At 69.2% G+C, this 14,434-nt stretch carries 14 protein-coding genes; 5 read left to right on the forward strand and 9 right to left on the reverse strand.

The features are described 5' to 3' along the window. Nucleotides 1-53 precede the first annotated feature (53 nt). Nucleotides 54-707, forward strand: coding sequence for a hypothetical protein (locus QO011_RS12530; protein ID WP_307272253.1), 654 nt, complete (start codon nucleotides 54-56; stop codon nucleotides 705-707). Between the two features lie 57 nt (nucleotides 708-764). Here the strand turns inward: QO011_RS12530 and QO011_RS12535 are convergent, their stop codons facing one another. From QO011_RS12535 to QO011_RS12545, 3 genes are all read right to left on the reverse strand, one after another. Then, entirely contained in the window at nucleotides 765-2,696 is a 1,932-nt protein-coding gene (locus QO011_RS12535) for a potassium transporter Kup (RefSeq protein ID WP_307272255.1), read from the reverse strand. Between the two features lie 262 nt (nucleotides 2,697-2,958). Further along, entirely contained in the window at nucleotides 2,959-3,558 is a 600-nt protein-coding gene (locus QO011_RS12540; protein WP_307272257.1) for a PadR family transcriptional regulator, read from the reverse strand. 21 nt (nucleotides 3,559-3,579) lie between these two features. Then, complete coding sequence (locus QO011_RS12545; RefSeq protein ID WP_307272258.1) at nucleotides 3,580-5,169, reverse strand: FAD-dependent monooxygenase; 1,590 nt, start codon at nucleotides 5,167-5,169, stop codon at nucleotides 3,580-3,582. Between the two features lie 244 nt (nucleotides 5,170-5,413). Between QO011_RS12545 and QO011_RS12550 the strand changes: the two genes are divergently transcribed. Together QO011_RS12550 and QO011_RS12555 are read left to right on the forward strand one after the other, a co-directional pair. Beyond that, nucleotides 5,414-6,811, forward strand: coding sequence for a circularly permuted type 2 ATP-grasp protein (locus QO011_RS12550; RefSeq protein ID WP_307272346.1), 1,398 nt, complete (start codon nucleotides 5,414-5,416; stop codon nucleotides 6,809-6,811). Continuing rightward, on the forward strand, nucleotides 6,812-7,753 hold the full coding sequence (locus tag QO011_RS12555; RefSeq protein WP_307272259.1) for an alpha-E domain-containing protein: 942 nt from the start codon (nucleotides 6,812-6,814) through the stop codon (nucleotides 7,751-7,753). A 24-nt stretch (nucleotides 7,754-7,777) separates the two neighbouring features. On the opposite strand, the gene QO011_RS12560 is transcribed toward QO011_RS12555, so the two are convergent. After that, the gene (locus QO011_RS12560) at nucleotides 7,778-8,095 is read right to left on the reverse strand and encodes an ArsR/SmtB family transcription factor (RefSeq protein WP_307272261.1); all 318 of its coding nucleotides are present in this window, start codon (nucleotides 8,093-8,095) and stop codon (nucleotides 7,778-7,780) included. A gap of 108 nt (nucleotides 8,096-8,203) precedes the next feature. Here QO011_RS12560 and QO011_RS12565 point away from each other — a divergent pair, with 108 nt between their 5' ends. Further along, complete coding sequence (locus tag QO011_RS12565) at nucleotides 8,204-9,382, forward strand: MFS transporter (RefSeq protein ID WP_307272263.1); 1,179 nt, start codon at nucleotides 8,204-8,206, stop codon at nucleotides 9,380-9,382. Between the two features lie 61 nt (nucleotides 9,383-9,443). Here QO011_RS12565 and QO011_RS12570 read toward each other — a convergent pair whose 3' ends face one another. Then, entirely contained in the window at nucleotides 9,444-10,514 is a 1,071-nt protein-coding gene (locus QO011_RS12570) for a phytanoyl-CoA dioxygenase family protein (RefSeq protein ID WP_307272265.1), read from the reverse strand. Nucleotides 10,515-10,661: 147 nt separating this feature from the next. Then, nucleotides 10,662-11,021 (reverse strand): cupin domain-containing protein, encoded by a 360-nt coding sequence (locus tag QO011_RS12575; protein ID WP_307272267.1) that lies wholly within the window; start codon nucleotides 11,019-11,021, stop codon nucleotides 10,662-10,664. A gap of 200 nt (nucleotides 11,022-11,221) precedes the next feature. On the opposite strand from QO011_RS12575, the gene QO011_RS12580 reads away from it, so the two are divergent. Further along, complete coding sequence (locus tag QO011_RS12580) at nucleotides 11,222-11,824, forward strand: exopolysaccharide biosynthesis protein (protein ID WP_307272270.1); 603 nt, start codon at nucleotides 11,222-11,224, stop codon at nucleotides 11,822-11,824. 9 nt (nucleotides 11,825-11,833) lie between these two features. Here the strand turns inward: QO011_RS12580 and QO011_RS12585 are convergent, their stop codons facing one another. The 3 genes from QO011_RS12585 to QO011_RS12595 all read right to left on the reverse strand — a co-directional run bounded on the left by QO011_RS12585 (nucleotide 11,834) and on the right by QO011_RS12595 (nucleotide 14,325). Continuing rightward, nucleotides 11,834-12,610, reverse strand: a complete 777-nt coding sequence (locus QO011_RS12585) for a proteasome-type protease (protein WP_307272272.1) — start codon at nucleotides 12,608-12,610, stop codon at nucleotides 11,834-11,836. A 207-nt stretch (nucleotides 12,611-12,817) separates the two neighbouring features. Next, nucleotides 12,818-13,273 (reverse strand): DUF995 domain-containing protein, encoded by a 456-nt coding sequence (locus tag QO011_RS12590; protein ID WP_307272273.1) that lies wholly within the window; start codon nucleotides 13,271-13,273, stop codon nucleotides 12,818-12,820. A gap of 212 nt (nucleotides 13,274-13,485) precedes the next feature. Continuing rightward, nucleotides 13,486-14,325, reverse strand: coding sequence for a transglutaminase family protein (locus tag QO011_RS12595; protein ID WP_307272275.1), 840 nt, complete (start codon nucleotides 14,323-14,325; stop codon nucleotides 13,486-13,488). Between the last annotated feature and the right edge of the window lie 109 nt (nucleotides 14,326-14,434).

A 14,434-nucleotide genomic window follows, 5' to 3' on the forward strand; every position in this document is an offset into this window, starting at 1 on the left:
ATCGACCCGCCTAGTCTACGTTCGCTCCACCGCCATCACCGAGAGGAAACGCCATGGCAGACAAGAAGGAATCCGGCTCCAAGAGCGCCGAGAACGACGCGGCCGCCCGTTCGCCGCAGCCGGCGACCGATCCCGGCCCGCGCTTCGGCGAGAACCTGCTGGCGCCCTCCCTGGTGCGCCTGTTCGGGCGCGAGTTCCTGGGCCTCACGATCAACGAGGCCAACACGGCCGAGGTGCTGAGCCAGACGCCCTACCCCCGCAGCCAGCTCGCCGCCAACCTGTCGCCGGAGCAGCGCGAGCAGAGCAAGCCGCGGCTCGCCACCATCTACGGCTTCAGCTTCGAGGGGAACTACTACAAGATGTCGGCGCCGGCGATCTTCCTGGTGCATGGCCCCGGCCATCCCGTCACGGCGGGACAGGAGCCGATCAGCCTCAGCACGCTCGGCGTCGAGTTCAAGGACGAGATCTTCGCCGCCGGCGTGCGCATGTGGGGCTATGACAAGCTCGACCAGGCCCTGCGCCTCGACATCAGCTCGGGCTGGCTCGCCGACATCCTGCTCGATGCCGAGCTCGGCGCCGCCAACGTCACGGGCGAGGACGGCGGTGAGCTGGTCGGCCGCTCGATGATGACCGGGCGCTCGATGATGACCGGACGCTCGATGATGGTCGGCCGATCCATGATGACCGGGCGCGGCCCTCGCCGCTAGCCTCGAAGGGGCCGGGCGCCGACTGCGGCCCCGGCCCTCACCTCGCGACTGCGCTCCCTACACCGCCACCTGCGTGCCGACCTCGACCACCCGCCCCGTCGGGATCTGGAAATAGTCGGAGGCGTCGGTGGCGTTGCGGGCCAGGGCGATGAAGATCTGGTCCTGCCAGCCCGGCATCTGCGGGTCGGGCGAGGCGATGAGGTGGCGGCGGGACAGGAAGAACGAGGTCGTCATGATCTCGAAGACGCAGCCCTTCTTGCGGGCCAGCGCCAGCCCCTTGGGCACGTTCGGCGTCTCCATGTAGCCATAGGCCAGCCGCACCCGCATGAAGGCGCTCGACACCTGCTCGGTGGTGGCGCGCTCGTCCGCCGGCACGCGCGGCAGGTCCACCGTGCGGATCGAGAGGATGATGTTCTTCTCGTGCAGCACCTTGTTGTGCTTGAGATTGTGCAGGAGCGCGGTCGGCGCGAAGTCCGGGTCGCTGGTCAGGAACACCGCGGTGCCGGGCACGCGCGGCAGCTCCTTCTTGCGCTCCAGGCTGGCGATCAGCGTCTGGAGCGGCACCTCGCCGCGGCGCGTCTTCTCCTGCAGGATACGGGTGCCCTTCACCCAGGTCAGCATCAGCACCATCAGGCTTCCCGCCATCATCAGCGGCGCCCAGCCGCCGTGGAACACCTTCAGGAGATTGGCGCCGAGGAAGCTGGCGTCGATCACCACCAGCGGCAGCATGGCGAGGATGGCGAGCGTGAGGTTCCAGCGCCAGGCCACCCAGGCGACGATCAGGAGCAGGATCGAATCGATCAGCATCGAGCCGGTGACCGCCACGCCATAGGCGGCCGCCAGCGAGCCCGAGCTCTTGAAGAAGCCGACCAGCGCCAGCACCCCGACCAGCAGGATCCAGTTGATGCGCGGCATGTAGATCTGCCCGGCGGTCTTGGCCGAGGTGTGCAGGATGGCAAAGCGCGGCAGCAGCCCGAGCTGGATCGCCTGGCGCGCCATGGAATAGGCGCCGGTGATCACGGCCTGGCTGGCGATCACGGTGGCGATGGTGGCCAGCGTCACCAGCGGGATCAGCGCCCAGGACGGGGCGAGCAGGAAGAACGGGTTCTCGATATTTTCCGGATGGGACAGGACCATGGCGGCCTGGCCGAGATAGTTGAGCAGGAGGCAGGGGAAGATGAAGCCGAGCCAGGCGGTCTGGATCGGCCGGCGCCCGAAATGACCGAGATCGGTGTAGAGCGCCTCGCCGCCCGTCGCCGCCAGGAACACCGCGCCGAGCGTCAGCAGGCCGAGATGGCCGTGCTCGAACAGGAAGGCCAGGCCGTAGATCGGGTTGAAGGCGACGAGCACGCCGGGATCGTCGATGAGGTGCACCAGCCCCAGCACGCCCATCACGAGGAACCATAGCGCCGTCAGCGGGCCGAAGAAGCGCGCGACGCGCTCGGTGCCATGGCTCTGCACCAGGAACAGCGCCACCAGGATCGCCACCGTGATCGGCAGCACGAATTCTTCCAGCGCAGGGGTCACCAGCTTGATGCCCTCCACCGCCGAGAGCACGGAGATGGCGGGGGTGATCATGGCGTCGCCGAAGAACAGCGAGGCGGCCGCGATGCCCATGACGAAGACGACCGCCGCCAGCTTGGTCTCGGTCCTCTGGCCCAGCACCTTGTGGGCGAGGGCCATCAGCGAGAGCGTGCCGCCCTCGCCGCGATTGTCGGCGCGCAGCAGCAGCAGCACGTATTTGATCGTGACGACCAGGATCAGCGCCCAGATGATCAGCGACAGCACCGCGATCACCACCTCGCGGCTGGCGCCGGCATGGGCCGAGCCCGCCAGCACCGCCTCGCGGAAGGCGTAGATCGGGCTGGTGCCGATGTCGCCATAGACCACGCCGACGGAGCCGAGCGTCAGCGCCCAGAAGCCGCCGTGATGCCCCTCGTCGGCTTCCGCCTCGAGCGGCTGAGCCGTCGCAACGCTGTCGACTGTCATTCCATGCCCCGGACGGCGTCGGCGACGCTTGCATCCCCGATTGCGGGCGCCGCCCGCGGATCGGCGCGTGAATACTGCATCGCGGCGCGGAACGATAGCCCCCGGAGCCGGCTCGCGCATGTCGTGAACACATGCTCGCCCATGTCGTGGACGCCGGCCCCGTCCGTCGCCGCGACGCCCAAGATCGGGTGCCGGCGGCCCCTCCGCAAGGCCGCCGCCGCGCACGGCAGCACCGCGCCGCCGGTGGTCTTCGAAAGTCCGGTTAGCGCGGCTCGCGGTGGAAGGTCCGCCACAGCTCGAGCCCGTCGAGCCTGTCCTCGCGGATATCGCCGGCCAGGGCCCGGGTCCAGTCGAGCTCGGCCTGCTTCAGGGCGCTGCGATATTCGCTCTCGATGGCGAAGAGGCGCGGCAGGCCCTGCTTGCCCGCATAGTCACGGGCTCCCCGGTCCTGGGCCAGCTCCAGCTCCAGGCGGCGGCAGCGCTCCTCCAGGAGCGCGGCCGCCTCCTCCGGCGACAGGATCGGCAGGAAGGAGAGGGCCGCCTCGAACTGGACGAACTCCTTGGCCGGCGTCGCGGTCAGCTCGCTCAGCCAGTCCAGCAATTCGTGCCGGCCGGCGGCGGTGATGGCGTAGACGGTCCGCTCCGGCCGCGCGCCGGGGCGTTCCGTCTGCTCCGCCTGGATCAGGCCGTGGCGCTCGAGCGACTGCACGATCGTGTAGAGCGAGCCGTAGTTCAGGCGGACGCTGTCGTCCTTGCGCCGCTCGCGCAGCGTGACCGCGATCTCATAAGGATGCATCGACCGTTCGGCCAGGCAGGCGAGCGCGGCAAGGGCGAGCGGGTTGGAGACCTTCCGTCTGGACATGCCTCCCCATATCACTCGCCGTCAGGCGCCGTCGAGCGTCCGGCAGAGAGCCCGTTCGAGGGCGGGGCGCAGGTCGGAGGGATCGCCGGTGCGCGCCCGCCAGGCGACGTAGCCATCCGGGCGGATCAGCACCGCACCGTCGGGCGCCACCCCGAAATCGTCGGCCCAGCGCCCGTCGGGATCTTCGAGATCCTCGCCCAGCCGCATCAGGCGCAGCGGCAGATCGCCGGCGCGGCCGAGCCGCTCCACCGCTTCGGGCCAGGCCACGCCCTCCGGCCCGACCATGAGCAGGAAGCCCTCGCCGATCAGGTCCCACGGCGTGCACGGCATGCCGGCGCGCCGCAGCGGCGTCTGCGGCATGCGCGTCCCCGGCCGGCCGCTCGGGGACACCGGATCCTCGCAGAGCTCGCCGTCGTCCGGCTCCTCGATGCTGATCGCGGCCGAGCGCAGGCGATAGCCGAGGGCGACCTCGACATAGTCGCAGGGCACGCTGGAGAGGAGGTCGGCGCGATCCGGGCGCATGCGCCGGACATAGTTGTCGGTCTGCAGCGCCACGGTCAGCCGCGCCACCGGCAGGCGCTCGGCCTCATAGGTCTCGATGAGGCCGGGTCCGGCCTGCCCACGCAGCACCATGGCGAGCTTCCAGGCGACGTCGAACCCGTCCTGCATGGCGGTCTGCCCGCCGAGGCCGCCGGTCGGCGGCATGGTGTGCGCGGCATCGCCGACCAGCAGCATCCGGCCTGCGACGAGGCGCTCGGCCACGCGGGTCGCCATCTCCCAGGACGCGATCTCGAGGATGCGCACCGGCAGATCGTCGATGCCGACCGCCGCGCGCACCAGAGCTGCGCAACGGGCTTCGTCGAAATCCGCGACGTCCTGGACGCGCGGGTCGTATTCCACCGAGATCAGGGCACGGTTCGGCTCGTCCGTGGTGACATAGGCTCCGGTGAAGCCCGGATTCTGCAGGTAGAACAGCGCCAGGCCACGACCGGCGGTCGGCAGGCCGGCGGCGCTCTCGAAGACGACCCCGATATTGTGCGACAGCGTGCCGTGGCCGGAGACGCGGATGCCGAGCCGCTGGCGCAGCGAGCTGCGGCCGCCATCGGCAGCCACGACATAGGGCGCCGCGACCGTCTGCTCGATGCCGCTGCCGAGGTCGCGGATCACGGCCGTCCACCCCTCCCCGTCCTGGCGGAGATCGACGAGCTCGGTGGCATAGCGCACGTCGGCGCCGCGCTCCTCGGCGGTGCGCTTGAGGATGGCCTCGACCCGGTCCTGGCCGGCCGCGCTGTGGGGCGCCGGGCTGACGGCTCTCGTGTCGAACTGGCCGGGCTGCAGCAGCGTGCGATGCACCCGGCCGGTGACGCTCTCGGCGATGACGATGCTGAAATCGGCGAAGCGATCGTCTCCCGCCGCCACCAGCGGCGCCTCGAGCCCGACGCTGCGCATCAGCTCCATGGTCCGCACGTTGACGCTGCGGGCGCGCGGATGCCGGGCGACGCCGGCATGGCGCTCCACCAGCAGGCAGGGGATGCCGCGCGTGGCGAGCATCACCGCGGTGGTCAGCCCCGACAGGCCGCCGCCGACGACCAGCACCGATGTGTGTGTCATAACCTTCTCCGTATATTCTGAATAGAATATACTGATCAAAATATGGCATTATCGAGGCATTCGCTCGGGGCGTGAGCAGGCTGGCAGCGGACCGGCGGGATGTTGCTCAAAGCTTGGGCAGATCCAAACCGTCGGTCCAACTGCCCAAAATGCCGTCATTGGCCGCTTGCCGCCGCCGATGTTCACGATATGCTGGTGTGGTCTGCCATCGTCGACGAAGGGGTGAAGAGTGGCGTTCGATGAGATGACCCTCGGCAACGGCTCGGTGCGCCCCGCCTATACCGACCTCGCGCAATGGCTTTCGACCGCCCCTCTCGATCTCCTGTCCCACCGCCGCGACGAAGCCGAGCTCCTGTTCCGGCGCATCGGCATCACCTTCGCCGTCTACGGCGACAAGGACGGGGCCGAGCGGCTGATCCCCTTCGACATCATCCCGCGCATCCTCGCGGCCTCGGAATGGGCGACGTTGCAGCGCGGGCTGGAGCAGCGCGTGCGCGCCCTCAACGCCTATATCAAGGACGTCTACGGCAAGCGCGAGGTGGTGCGCGCCGGCGTGGTGCCGGAGGACCTGGTGTTCGGCAACCCGGCCTTCCGGCCGGAGATGGCGGGCCAGAAGGTGCCGCACGACGTCTATGTCCACATCGCCGGCATCGACATCGTGCGCGTCGACGCCGATACCTTCTACGTGCTGGAGGACAATGCCCGCACCCCCTCCGGCGTCTCCTACATGCTGGAGAACCGCGAGGTGACCATGCGCCTCTTCCCCGAGGTGGTGGCCCAGCACCGCATCGCCCCGGTGGAGAACTACACCGACGAGCTGCTCGCCTCGCTCCGCTCCGTCGCCCCGCGCAGCGCTCCGTCCGATCCGGTGGTGGTGCTGCTCACCCCGGGCATCTACAACTCGGCCTATTACGAGCACTCGTTCCTGGCCGACAAGCTCGGCATCGAGATCGTCGAGGGGCGCGATCTCTTCGTGCGCGACGAGGTGGTCTACATGCGCACCACCGAGGGGCCGAAGCGCGTCGACGTGATCTACCGGCGCATCGACGACGACTTCCTCGACCCCCTCGCCTTCCGCCCGGATTCGGCGCTGGGCGTGCCCGGGCTGATGTCGGCCTACCAGGCCGGCAACGTCACGCTGACCAACGCGGTCGGCACCGGCGTCGCCGACGACAAGGCGGTCTATTCCTACATGCCCGAGATCCTGCGCTTCTTCCTCGGCGAGGAGCCGATCCTCAAGAACGTGCCGACCTTCCGCTGCCGCGAGCCGCAGGCCCTCGCCCATGTGCTCGACAACCTGGAAGAGCTGGTGGTCAAGGAAGTCTCCGGCTCGGGCGGCTACGGCATGCTGATCGGACCGCATGCGACCAGGGAACAGATCGAGACGTTCCGGGCCAAGCTCCAGGCCGAGCCCTTCGGCTACATCGCCCAGCCGACCCTGTCGCTGTCGACCTGCCCCTGCTTCGTCGACAGCGGCATCGCGCCGCGCCATGTCGACCTCAGGCCCTTCGTGCTGACCGGGTCGGACAAGATCCGCATCGTGCCGGGCGGGCTGACCCGCGTGGCGTTGAAGGAAGGCTCGCTCGTGGTCAATTCAAGCCAGGGCGGCGGGACCAAGGACACCTGGGTTTTGGATCGCTGAATGCTCTCGCGTACCGCCGACAACCTCTACTGGCTGGCCCGCTATGTCGAGCGGGCGGAATATCTCGCCCGCATCCTCGATGCCGCCTACCGCCTGTCGTCGCTGCCCGCCTCCTATGGCGGCGGCACCAACGAGTGGGAGAGCGCGGTGGCGACGGCGGGCTGCGGGCCGGCCTTCTCGGCGGCGCACGGCGAGGCCAACGAGCGCAACGTCATGGAGTTCCTGGCGTTCTCGCCGGACAATCCCTCCTCCATCCGCTGCTGCTTCGAGCTGGCGCGCACCAATGCCCGGGCGGTGCGCACTGCCCTCACGGTGGAGATGTGGTCGACCATCAACGACGCCTGGCTGAAGCTGAAGACCTATTCGCCGGCGACGATGAGCCGCGAGGAAGTGTCGCGCTTCCTCGATTGGGTGAAGAGCGTGTCGCTGATGTTCGACGGCTCGGCCTACCGCACCATGCTGCGCAACGATGCCTATGCCTTCTCGCGCATCGGCGTGTTCGCCGAGCGGGCCGACAACACCGCCCGCATCCTCGACGTGAAGTACCACGTGCTGCTGCCGCCCAACGAGAATGTCGGCGGGGGGCTCGACTATTTCCAGTGGACGGCGATCCTGCGCGCGGTGTCGGCGCTGACCTCCTATCACTGGGTCTACAAGGAAAGCCTCAAGCCCTGGCTGGTGGCCGACCTGCTGATCCTCAACAGCGAGATGCCGCGGTCGCTCGCCGCCTGCTACGACAATATCTCGCGCTATCTCGACCAGCTCGCCCATGTCTACGGCCGCCAGGGCGCCGCGCAGCGCCAGGCCCGCCTCACCCAGTCGCGGCTGCAGAACCTCAGGATCGACGAGGTCTTCCAGGCCGGCCTGCACGAATTCGTCACCGAGTTCATCACCGACAACAACCGCCTCGGCATGGCGGTGGCCGAGCAGTACCTGCTGTGACCTGAGGCGCGACGTCCGGCCCCCTCACCGCCGCTCGGCGCGGGCGCCGGCGAGCACCGCCGGCAGCAGGCCGGGGAAGCGCTGCTCCAGATCGTCGCTGCGCAGCGAGATCAGGCGCTGGGCGCCCTCGATGCGCGTGCGGGTGATGCCGGCCTCGCGCAGGCGGACATAGTGGTAGGTCAGGTTGGTCTTGGCGCTGAGTCCGTTGAAGGACGAGCAGTTCTGCTCGCCGATCTCCGCCAGGCCCAGCACGATGCTGCGGCGGATCGGATCGCTGAGGGCGTCGAGCACGGCGGACAGCTCGATCTGCTCGGTGGTCGGGTGGAAGATCTCCTTGGCCATGACGCGGCATAGCGATTCGCGCGAAATAGTTCAAGAGTTATTGAACTCCTTGACGCACCATGCCTCCGGGTCCATAAGTTCAATATCTCTTGAACTCCCGGACATCCCATGCATCGCACCTTGCTCTGGCTCGCGATCGGCGCCTTCGCCATCGGCAGCGAAGGCCTGATGATCGCCGGCGTGCTGCCGCGCATCGCCCACGACTTCGAAATCCCGGTGGCCCAGGCCGGCCATCTCGTCACCATCTTCTCGCTGGCCTATGCCGTCGGCTCGCCGCTGATCGCCGTGGCCACGGCGAGCTGGGAGCGGCGCACCCTGCTGATGACGGCCATCGGCGTGTTCGCGCTCGCCAATTTCGCTGCCGCCGCGGCGCCGAGCTTCGCCGCCCTCGCCGCCGGCCGGGTGCTTCTCGCCCTCGCGGCCGGAGCCTTCATGCCGACCGCCTCGGCCTATGCCGCGACCGCGGTGGCGCCCGACATGCGCGGGCGGGCGCTGGCCTTCGTCTACTCCGGCATGACCATCGCGCTGGTGATCGGCGTGCCGCTCGGCACCGCCATGGCGGCGCATCTGGGCTGGCGCGCCACCTTCGCCGGCGTCGGCGTGCTCAGCCTGGTGGTGCTCGCCGGCATCCGCCTGAAGCTGCCGCCCGTCGCCGCGCCGCCGGCGGCAGGCCTGGCCGAGCGCCTCGCCGTCGCCCGCCGGCCCGAGGTGCTGGCGGTCATCGGCCTGACGGTGCTCGTGCTGGCGGGCGCCTTCGGCATCTACACCTTCATCGGCGCCTATCTCGAAACCGTCTACGGCGTGCCGCCGGAAATGGTGGCCCTGGCCCTGGTGCTGGCCGGCGTGGCCGGCGCTCTCGGCAATGCGCTGGGCGGCTACGCCGCCGACCGCTGGAACCGCCGGCGCTTCCTCGCGCTGATCCTCGGCGTGCTCGTCGTCGCCTTCGCCGCGCTCTCCGCCCTGCCGGAGCTGCTGCCCGGCCCGCTCGGGCTTGCCGGCGCCCTGGCGGTGCTGGTGGTCTGGGGCCTGTTCGGCTGGGCCTTCCCGGCGGTGCAGCAGGTGCGCCTGCTCGCCATCGATCCGCGCCTGGCCTCGATCACCCTGTCCCTGAACGCTTCGGCCATCTATCTCGGCTCGGCCATCGGCGCGGCCGTCGGCTCGACCATCGCCGAGGCGCACACGGTGGCGGCCGTCGGCTGGGTCGGCGCCGCCTTCGAGGCCGCGGCGCTGGCTTTCCTCGCCCTCAGCGCCCGGCGCACGGCACAGGCGGCGGCCGCCGCGGGCTGAGCGCGAGCGTCCGAGGAGCGAACGCGTTCCTCGGCAGAGGTTGCGTCGGCGGCGGCCGAGCTCAGGTCGCGCGCGCCGCCGCTGCGTCGGCCATGCCTGCATCCGTCTTCGGCCGCAGCGTCATCGGGCTGGCGACGCCCATGTCGCGCCAGCGGTTCTTCGCCAGGCCGAAGCGCTCCAGCCAGTCGAAGACGCGCCAATAGAGCGGCACCTCGCGCCCGCGCAAAAGCGAGGACAGGCCGAAGCCGGTCAGCGGGATGAAGGGGTTGCGCCGGCTGAAGGCGAAGATCTCGACCCGCACCGACGGCCGGGCCGAATGGCCGCGGGCGTGGAAGCCGCAGGTGTCGCCGACCACCAGCGTGTTGCCGGGCACGGCGAACTGGCGGATCTCGCCGGCGCCCAGGCGCTGCAGCGTCGCCTCGTCGATGCGGAACGCCCCGCCCTTGGTCGTGCCGGGCCGGCAGGCGGCGATGCTGCGCTCGTGCTCCCAGGCCAGGCGCTGCGGCGTGTGGGCATGGGTGCCCGGCACATAGGTGAAGGGACCGGTGTCGGCGGGCACGTCGTGCAGGAACAGCCACGCCTTCATGGTGGCATGGAACGTGTCCATGTGCAGAGACAGCTGCGGGTCGGGCACCGCCGCCTCGACCTGCGAGAAGATCGTCTGGATATAGACGACGGGCGCCACGTCGAAGCTGGAGACGTAGCGCAGCCGCCCCTGGAACTGCGGCATGGCCACCAGCCGGGCGCAGGCCGGCAGCCGGCGCAGCATGGCGGGCGTCAGGGCGATGCGCCGCGTCACCGCGTCGCCCTCGCGCATGTCACGCGCCGGCGCCAGCAGCCCCTCGACCTCCGCGACCAGGGCACGGTGGTGCTCCGGCTCCAGGAAATCGCGCACCTCGATGCAACCGTCGCGGGCAAAGGTCTGCACATCCTCGACGCCGACCAGATGCTCCAGGCGCTTGCGCCGCCAATGCGCCAGGCGATCGGCGAGCTTCACGCGCCAGACATGCAGGCCGCGGCGATTGAGGCGCTCGCTGCCGAGGATCGGATTGTCGCGGAAGGATTTCGCGCCGGTGAACACCTGCGCCGCCCAGAATGGCGCCAGGAGGTAGCGAAGAGCCCGTGCCGCCATGCCGATGACCTGTCCTCGCCGGGGCTGTCCCCCCTGTCTCCGTCCGCCCGGCAGCCCCCATGCCGGCAGGACGTCGTCCCTGGGCAGAGATAGTTCAGCCCGGCCACGCCGGCAAGGACGCGCGCCCGGCAGAGCCGATGCGACCGGTCAGACCGGGGTCTCCACCTGGTCCTGATAGACGAGCAGGGTGCAGCCTGCGGGCGTATGCGACGCGTGCTGGGTGCCGGGGCGGAGCAGCACCATGTCGCCCGTCCTGTAGACGGTCCCGTCATGGTCGATCAGCTCACCCTCCAGGACGTAGAAGATCTCGTCCGTCGGATGCTCGTGCGCCGTCGAGACGGAGCCCGGCGCCATCCTGAGGGCGTAGAGGCCGGTGCCGGCGGGCCGGCGCGGGTCGAGGGTGATGTGCGTCATCCGGTCATGGGCGATGCCGTCATAGGTCAGCGGCTCGTAAGGCGTGGTCAGGATGTTGCGGACCACGCGGTCCTGGGCGGCGATTGGCTTCATGGCGGCTTCCCCCGGCGACAGACGATTTCACTGTCAGGAAAGGCTGGCACAACGGTCACGCGGTTTCAAGCGACCACACGCGGACGTTGCATCGACGCGACATCGTGCCGAATCGTCGCATCGACGACCGGTGCATCTCGAAATTGTCGCAGAACCGGTCTATAAGCGCCGCCTGTCCAGTGCCGTCGAGACCGATTTTTTTGGAACCCCGCAGTCCCCGTACGTCCGAGCTTCTCGCGGCCATCGCCGGCGCCGAGGGGACGGACCGCATCCTGTTCGGCGATCTGGTCGGGGCGATGCGCAATCGCGCCTTCGGCATCCTGTTCCTTTTGTTCGGCATCCCGAACTGCCTGCCCATGCCGCCGGGGATCCCGGTGATCTGCGGCGTCATCGTCGCGCTGATCGCGGCGCAGATGGTGATGGGCCGAGACCAGCTCTGGCTGCCGAGCTGGCTGGCGTCCAAGAGCTTCGCCCGCACCGACCTGCAGCGCATCGTGCGGCGGGCGGAGCCGTGGATCCGCTCGCTCGAGCGGGTGGCCAAGCCCCGCCTGCACCTCTTCGCCGATGCGCGCTCGCGCCGGCTGATCGGCGCCGTCGGCCTCATCCTCGGCCTCGCCCTGGTGCTGCCGATCCCGATCATCGGCAACATCCCGCTCGGCATCCCGATCTGCATCCTCGGCCTCGGCCTGGTCGAGCGCGACGGCGCCATCATCCTCGGCGGCTACGTCGCCTCGGTGCTCGGCCTCGCCGTCACCGCCGGCCTTGGCTGGCTGATCTGGCAGGGCGCGCTCGCGGTGTTCTGACCCGCGGCCTCAGATATCGACGCCCTCGCCCGGCCTGTTCTTGTCCGCCACCGCATAGGGCGGCCGGGGAATGGCGATGTGCGCCGCCCGCAGCGCGGCCGACCAGCGCTCGCGCAGGTCGTGGAAATAGGGCTCGCCCGGCTCGATCCGGTGCTTGATCTCCGCCCGGAAGGCGTCGCGGCGCGCCACGACGATGTCGATCGGCATGCCGACGCCGAGATTGGAGCGCATGGTCGAATCCATCGAGATCAGACCGATCTTGAGCGCGTCCTGGATGTCGGTGTTGAAGTTCACCGCGCGGTCGAGGATCGGCTTGCCGTATTTGTGCTCGCCGATCTGCAGATAGGGCGTGTCGACCGTCACCTCGATGAAGTTGCCGGCGGAGTAGATCATGAACAGGCGCATCTTGCCGCCCTTGATCTGGCCGCCGAACAGGATGGCGACGTCGAAGCGGCCGCTGTGCTCCTCCAGGCTCTTGCCGTCGGTCTCGTAGACGAGGCGGATGGCCCGGCCGATCAGCTGGGCTGCCTTGAACATGCTCGGCGCGGTGCGCAGCGTCTCCACAACCTGGGTGTCGGTGTTCTCGATGCCCTCCTGGACATGGTTGAGCACCGCCTGGCTCACCGAGAGGTTGCCCGAGGTGCACAGCACCATGATGCGCTCGCCGGGCTCCTCCAGGACGTGCAGCTTGCGGAAGGTGGCGATGTTGTCGATGCCCGCATTGGTGCGGGTGTCGGCGATCATCACCAGGCCCTCGCGGACCGTCAGCCCCACGCAATAGGTCATGGGACACCCCCCTCTTCGTCGCTGCGGCCCTGCGGTTTAGGCCTCGTGGCCCCGGCGCGCAAGGATGACCGCGATTCCGGGGAATGCGCAGCGCGCCGATACTGCTAGCGCCTGTTCAGGCCGGCTCGGCGCGATGGCCGATCCGGTGAACGCCAGCACTGCCACATAGCCCGCCGGCTCCCGGACCGCCTCGGAGCGGCGGCGCCCTCACTGTCCGATCTTGGCCTTCATCGCTTCGGCTTGCGTCGTCGCCTTGTCGCCCGCGACGATCCGCGGCCCCTGCGCGGTCACGGTCAGCGTGCGTCCGTCCGTTGCCCGGGTCTCCTGATAGAAGGTCTTCTTGCCGACATGGTACAGCTTCCAGCAGAAGGACTCGTCGAAGCGCTTCGCGGCATTGACCCAGCTCGCGGAATAACAGAACTCGTTGCCGGAGACGGTCCACGTGCCGGCCGCGTAGCCTTCCTCGCCCGGCTTGGTCCAATAGGCCGTCAGCTTGCCGTCGGCGGCGAGAAAGCCTGCGCCATGCCCCCATTCGATGGTGTTGCCGGCATAGATGGCCGTCACATCAGCGGCTGAGAACGGCTTGGCGCGCTTTGGCAGTCCGGCGCCGAGCGCCTGGGTCACAAGCAGGGAGGCGGCGCAGGCGAACAGAACGGCGCGCATGATATGGCTGTCCTCGGCGGATGACGGAGAGGACCGTAAAGGAGAAGCCGCCGACAGTCCAGCAGCGGGTGGAACAGAGCCCGCGCTCGACTTTCAGGCGCCGCACTGATCTTCCCGACAACCAGGCGCACGCCGCGGGCGCCCGGGAACCGGCAAAGAAAGCACAGGAGCCGGCGCATGTTCCCCTCAGGAAGCATCCGCCGCGTCGGGCTCTAGTTCTGGACCTGTCGCTGCGCCTGGCGCTGGGCCACCTTTTCGCTGACGTCGATGCGCACGTTCAGCGTCTCACCTTCGCCGCCATAGCGGGCGCCGCGCACCGGCGCCGCGCCGAGATAGTCGAGGCCGGCGGCGATGCGCACATGGGTGTCGGTCGGACAGAGCTTGTTGGCGGGATCGAAGCCGACCCAGCCCAGGCCCTCGACATAGGCCTCCGCCCAGGCATGGCCGGCATCCTGCCGCGTCACCTCCGGCCTGTGCATATGGCCGCTGACATAGCGCGCCGGGATGCGCAGCTCACGCGCGCAGGCGATGAAGACATGGGTCAGGTCCTGGCAGACGCCCCGCTTCAGGGCAAAAGCCTCCTGTGCCGTGGTCGCCACGTGGGTCGGGTCCGTATCGAAGGCGATCTCGGCATGCACCGCCTCCAGGAGGGCATGGCAGGTCGAGAGAGACCCCTCGCCCGGCCGGGCGACCGAGCGCGCGAAGGCGCGCAACGCCTCGTCCGGCCGCGTCAGCGGCGTCTCGCGCAGGAACAGCGAGGCGGGGAAACGCTCGAGCGTGCCGCGCAGCACGCCGGCCCGGTCCTGGGTCTCGACCTCGCCCTCGACCGTGACGGTGAGCTCGTCGATGCGGCCGATGGCCGAGAACACGTGGCCGATATTGCCGAAAGCATCCTCGACCTCGGTGAGCTTGACGTCCTGATCGACGTCGATGCGCCAGCGCATGACGTGCTGGCCGTCATGCGAGCGCGGCGTGAGCCGAAGCGTCTGGATCACCGACTTGGCCGGCGTCTCGTAGCGATAGACGGTCTCGTGCGCGATGCGGATCCGCATGGGACGATCGAAAGCCCCTTCCGTGGAAAAGTTTGCGGGACGTTAATCGCCCCTCGCCGCCGGCTCAACCCCGGGCGACCGGATGCATACGGGATATGCCCACCTCCGG

It is taken from the genome of Labrys wisconsinensis, assembly GCF_030814995.1.
In the GTDB taxonomy this organism is placed as follows: domain Bacteria; phylum Pseudomonadota; class Alphaproteobacteria; order Rhizobiales; family Labraceae; genus Labrys; species Labrys wisconsinensis.

Coding starts and splice junctions, on each gene's coding strand:
- QO011_RS12560 (WP_307272261.1), bottom strand. CDS start 8,095: ATGGCCAAGGAGATCTTCCACCCGACCACCGAGCAGATCGAGCTGTCC.
- QO011_RS12565 (WP_307272263.1), top strand. CDS start 8,204: ATGCATCGCACCTTGCTCTGGCTCGCGATCGGCGCCTTCGCCATCGGC.
- QO011_RS12535 (WP_307272255.1), bottom strand. CDS start 2,696: ATGACAGTCGACAGCGTTGCGACGGCTCAGCCGCTCGAGGCGGAAGCC.
- QO011_RS12590 (WP_307272273.1), bottom strand. CDS start 13,273: ATGCGCGCCGTTCTGTTCGCCTGCGCCGCCTCCCTGCTTGTGACCCAG.
- QO011_RS12585 (WP_307272272.1), bottom strand. CDS start 12,610: ATGACCTATTGCGTGGGGCTGACGGTCCGCGAGGGCCTGGTGATGATC.
- QO011_RS12550 (WP_307272346.1), top strand. CDS start 5,414: ATGACCCTCGGCAACGGCTCGGTGCGCCCCGCCTATACCGACCTCGCG.
- QO011_RS12530 (WP_307272253.1), top strand. CDS start 54: ATGGCAGACAAGAAGGAATCCGGCTCCAAGAGCGCCGAGAACGACGCG.
- QO011_RS12575 (WP_307272267.1), bottom strand. CDS start 11,021: ATGAAGCCAATCGCCGCCCAGGACCGCGTGGTCCGCAACATCCTGACC.
- QO011_RS12555 (WP_307272259.1), top strand. CDS start 6,812: ATGCTCTCGCGTACCGCCGACAACCTCTACTGGCTGGCCCGCTATGTC.
- QO011_RS12595 (WP_307272275.1), bottom strand. CDS start 14,325: ATGCGGATCCGCATCGCGCACGAGACCGTCTATCGCTACGAGACGCCG.
- QO011_RS12570 (WP_307272265.1), bottom strand. CDS start 10,514: ATGGCGGCACGGGCTCTTCGCTACCTCCTGGCGCCATTCTGGGCGGCG.
- QO011_RS12545 (WP_307272258.1), bottom strand. CDS start 5,169: ATGACACACACATCGGTGCTGGTCGTCGGCGGCGGCCTGTCGGGGCTG.
- QO011_RS12540 (WP_307272257.1), bottom strand. CDS start 3,558: ATGTCCAGACGGAAGGTCTCCAACCCGCTCGCCCTTGCCGCGCTCGCC.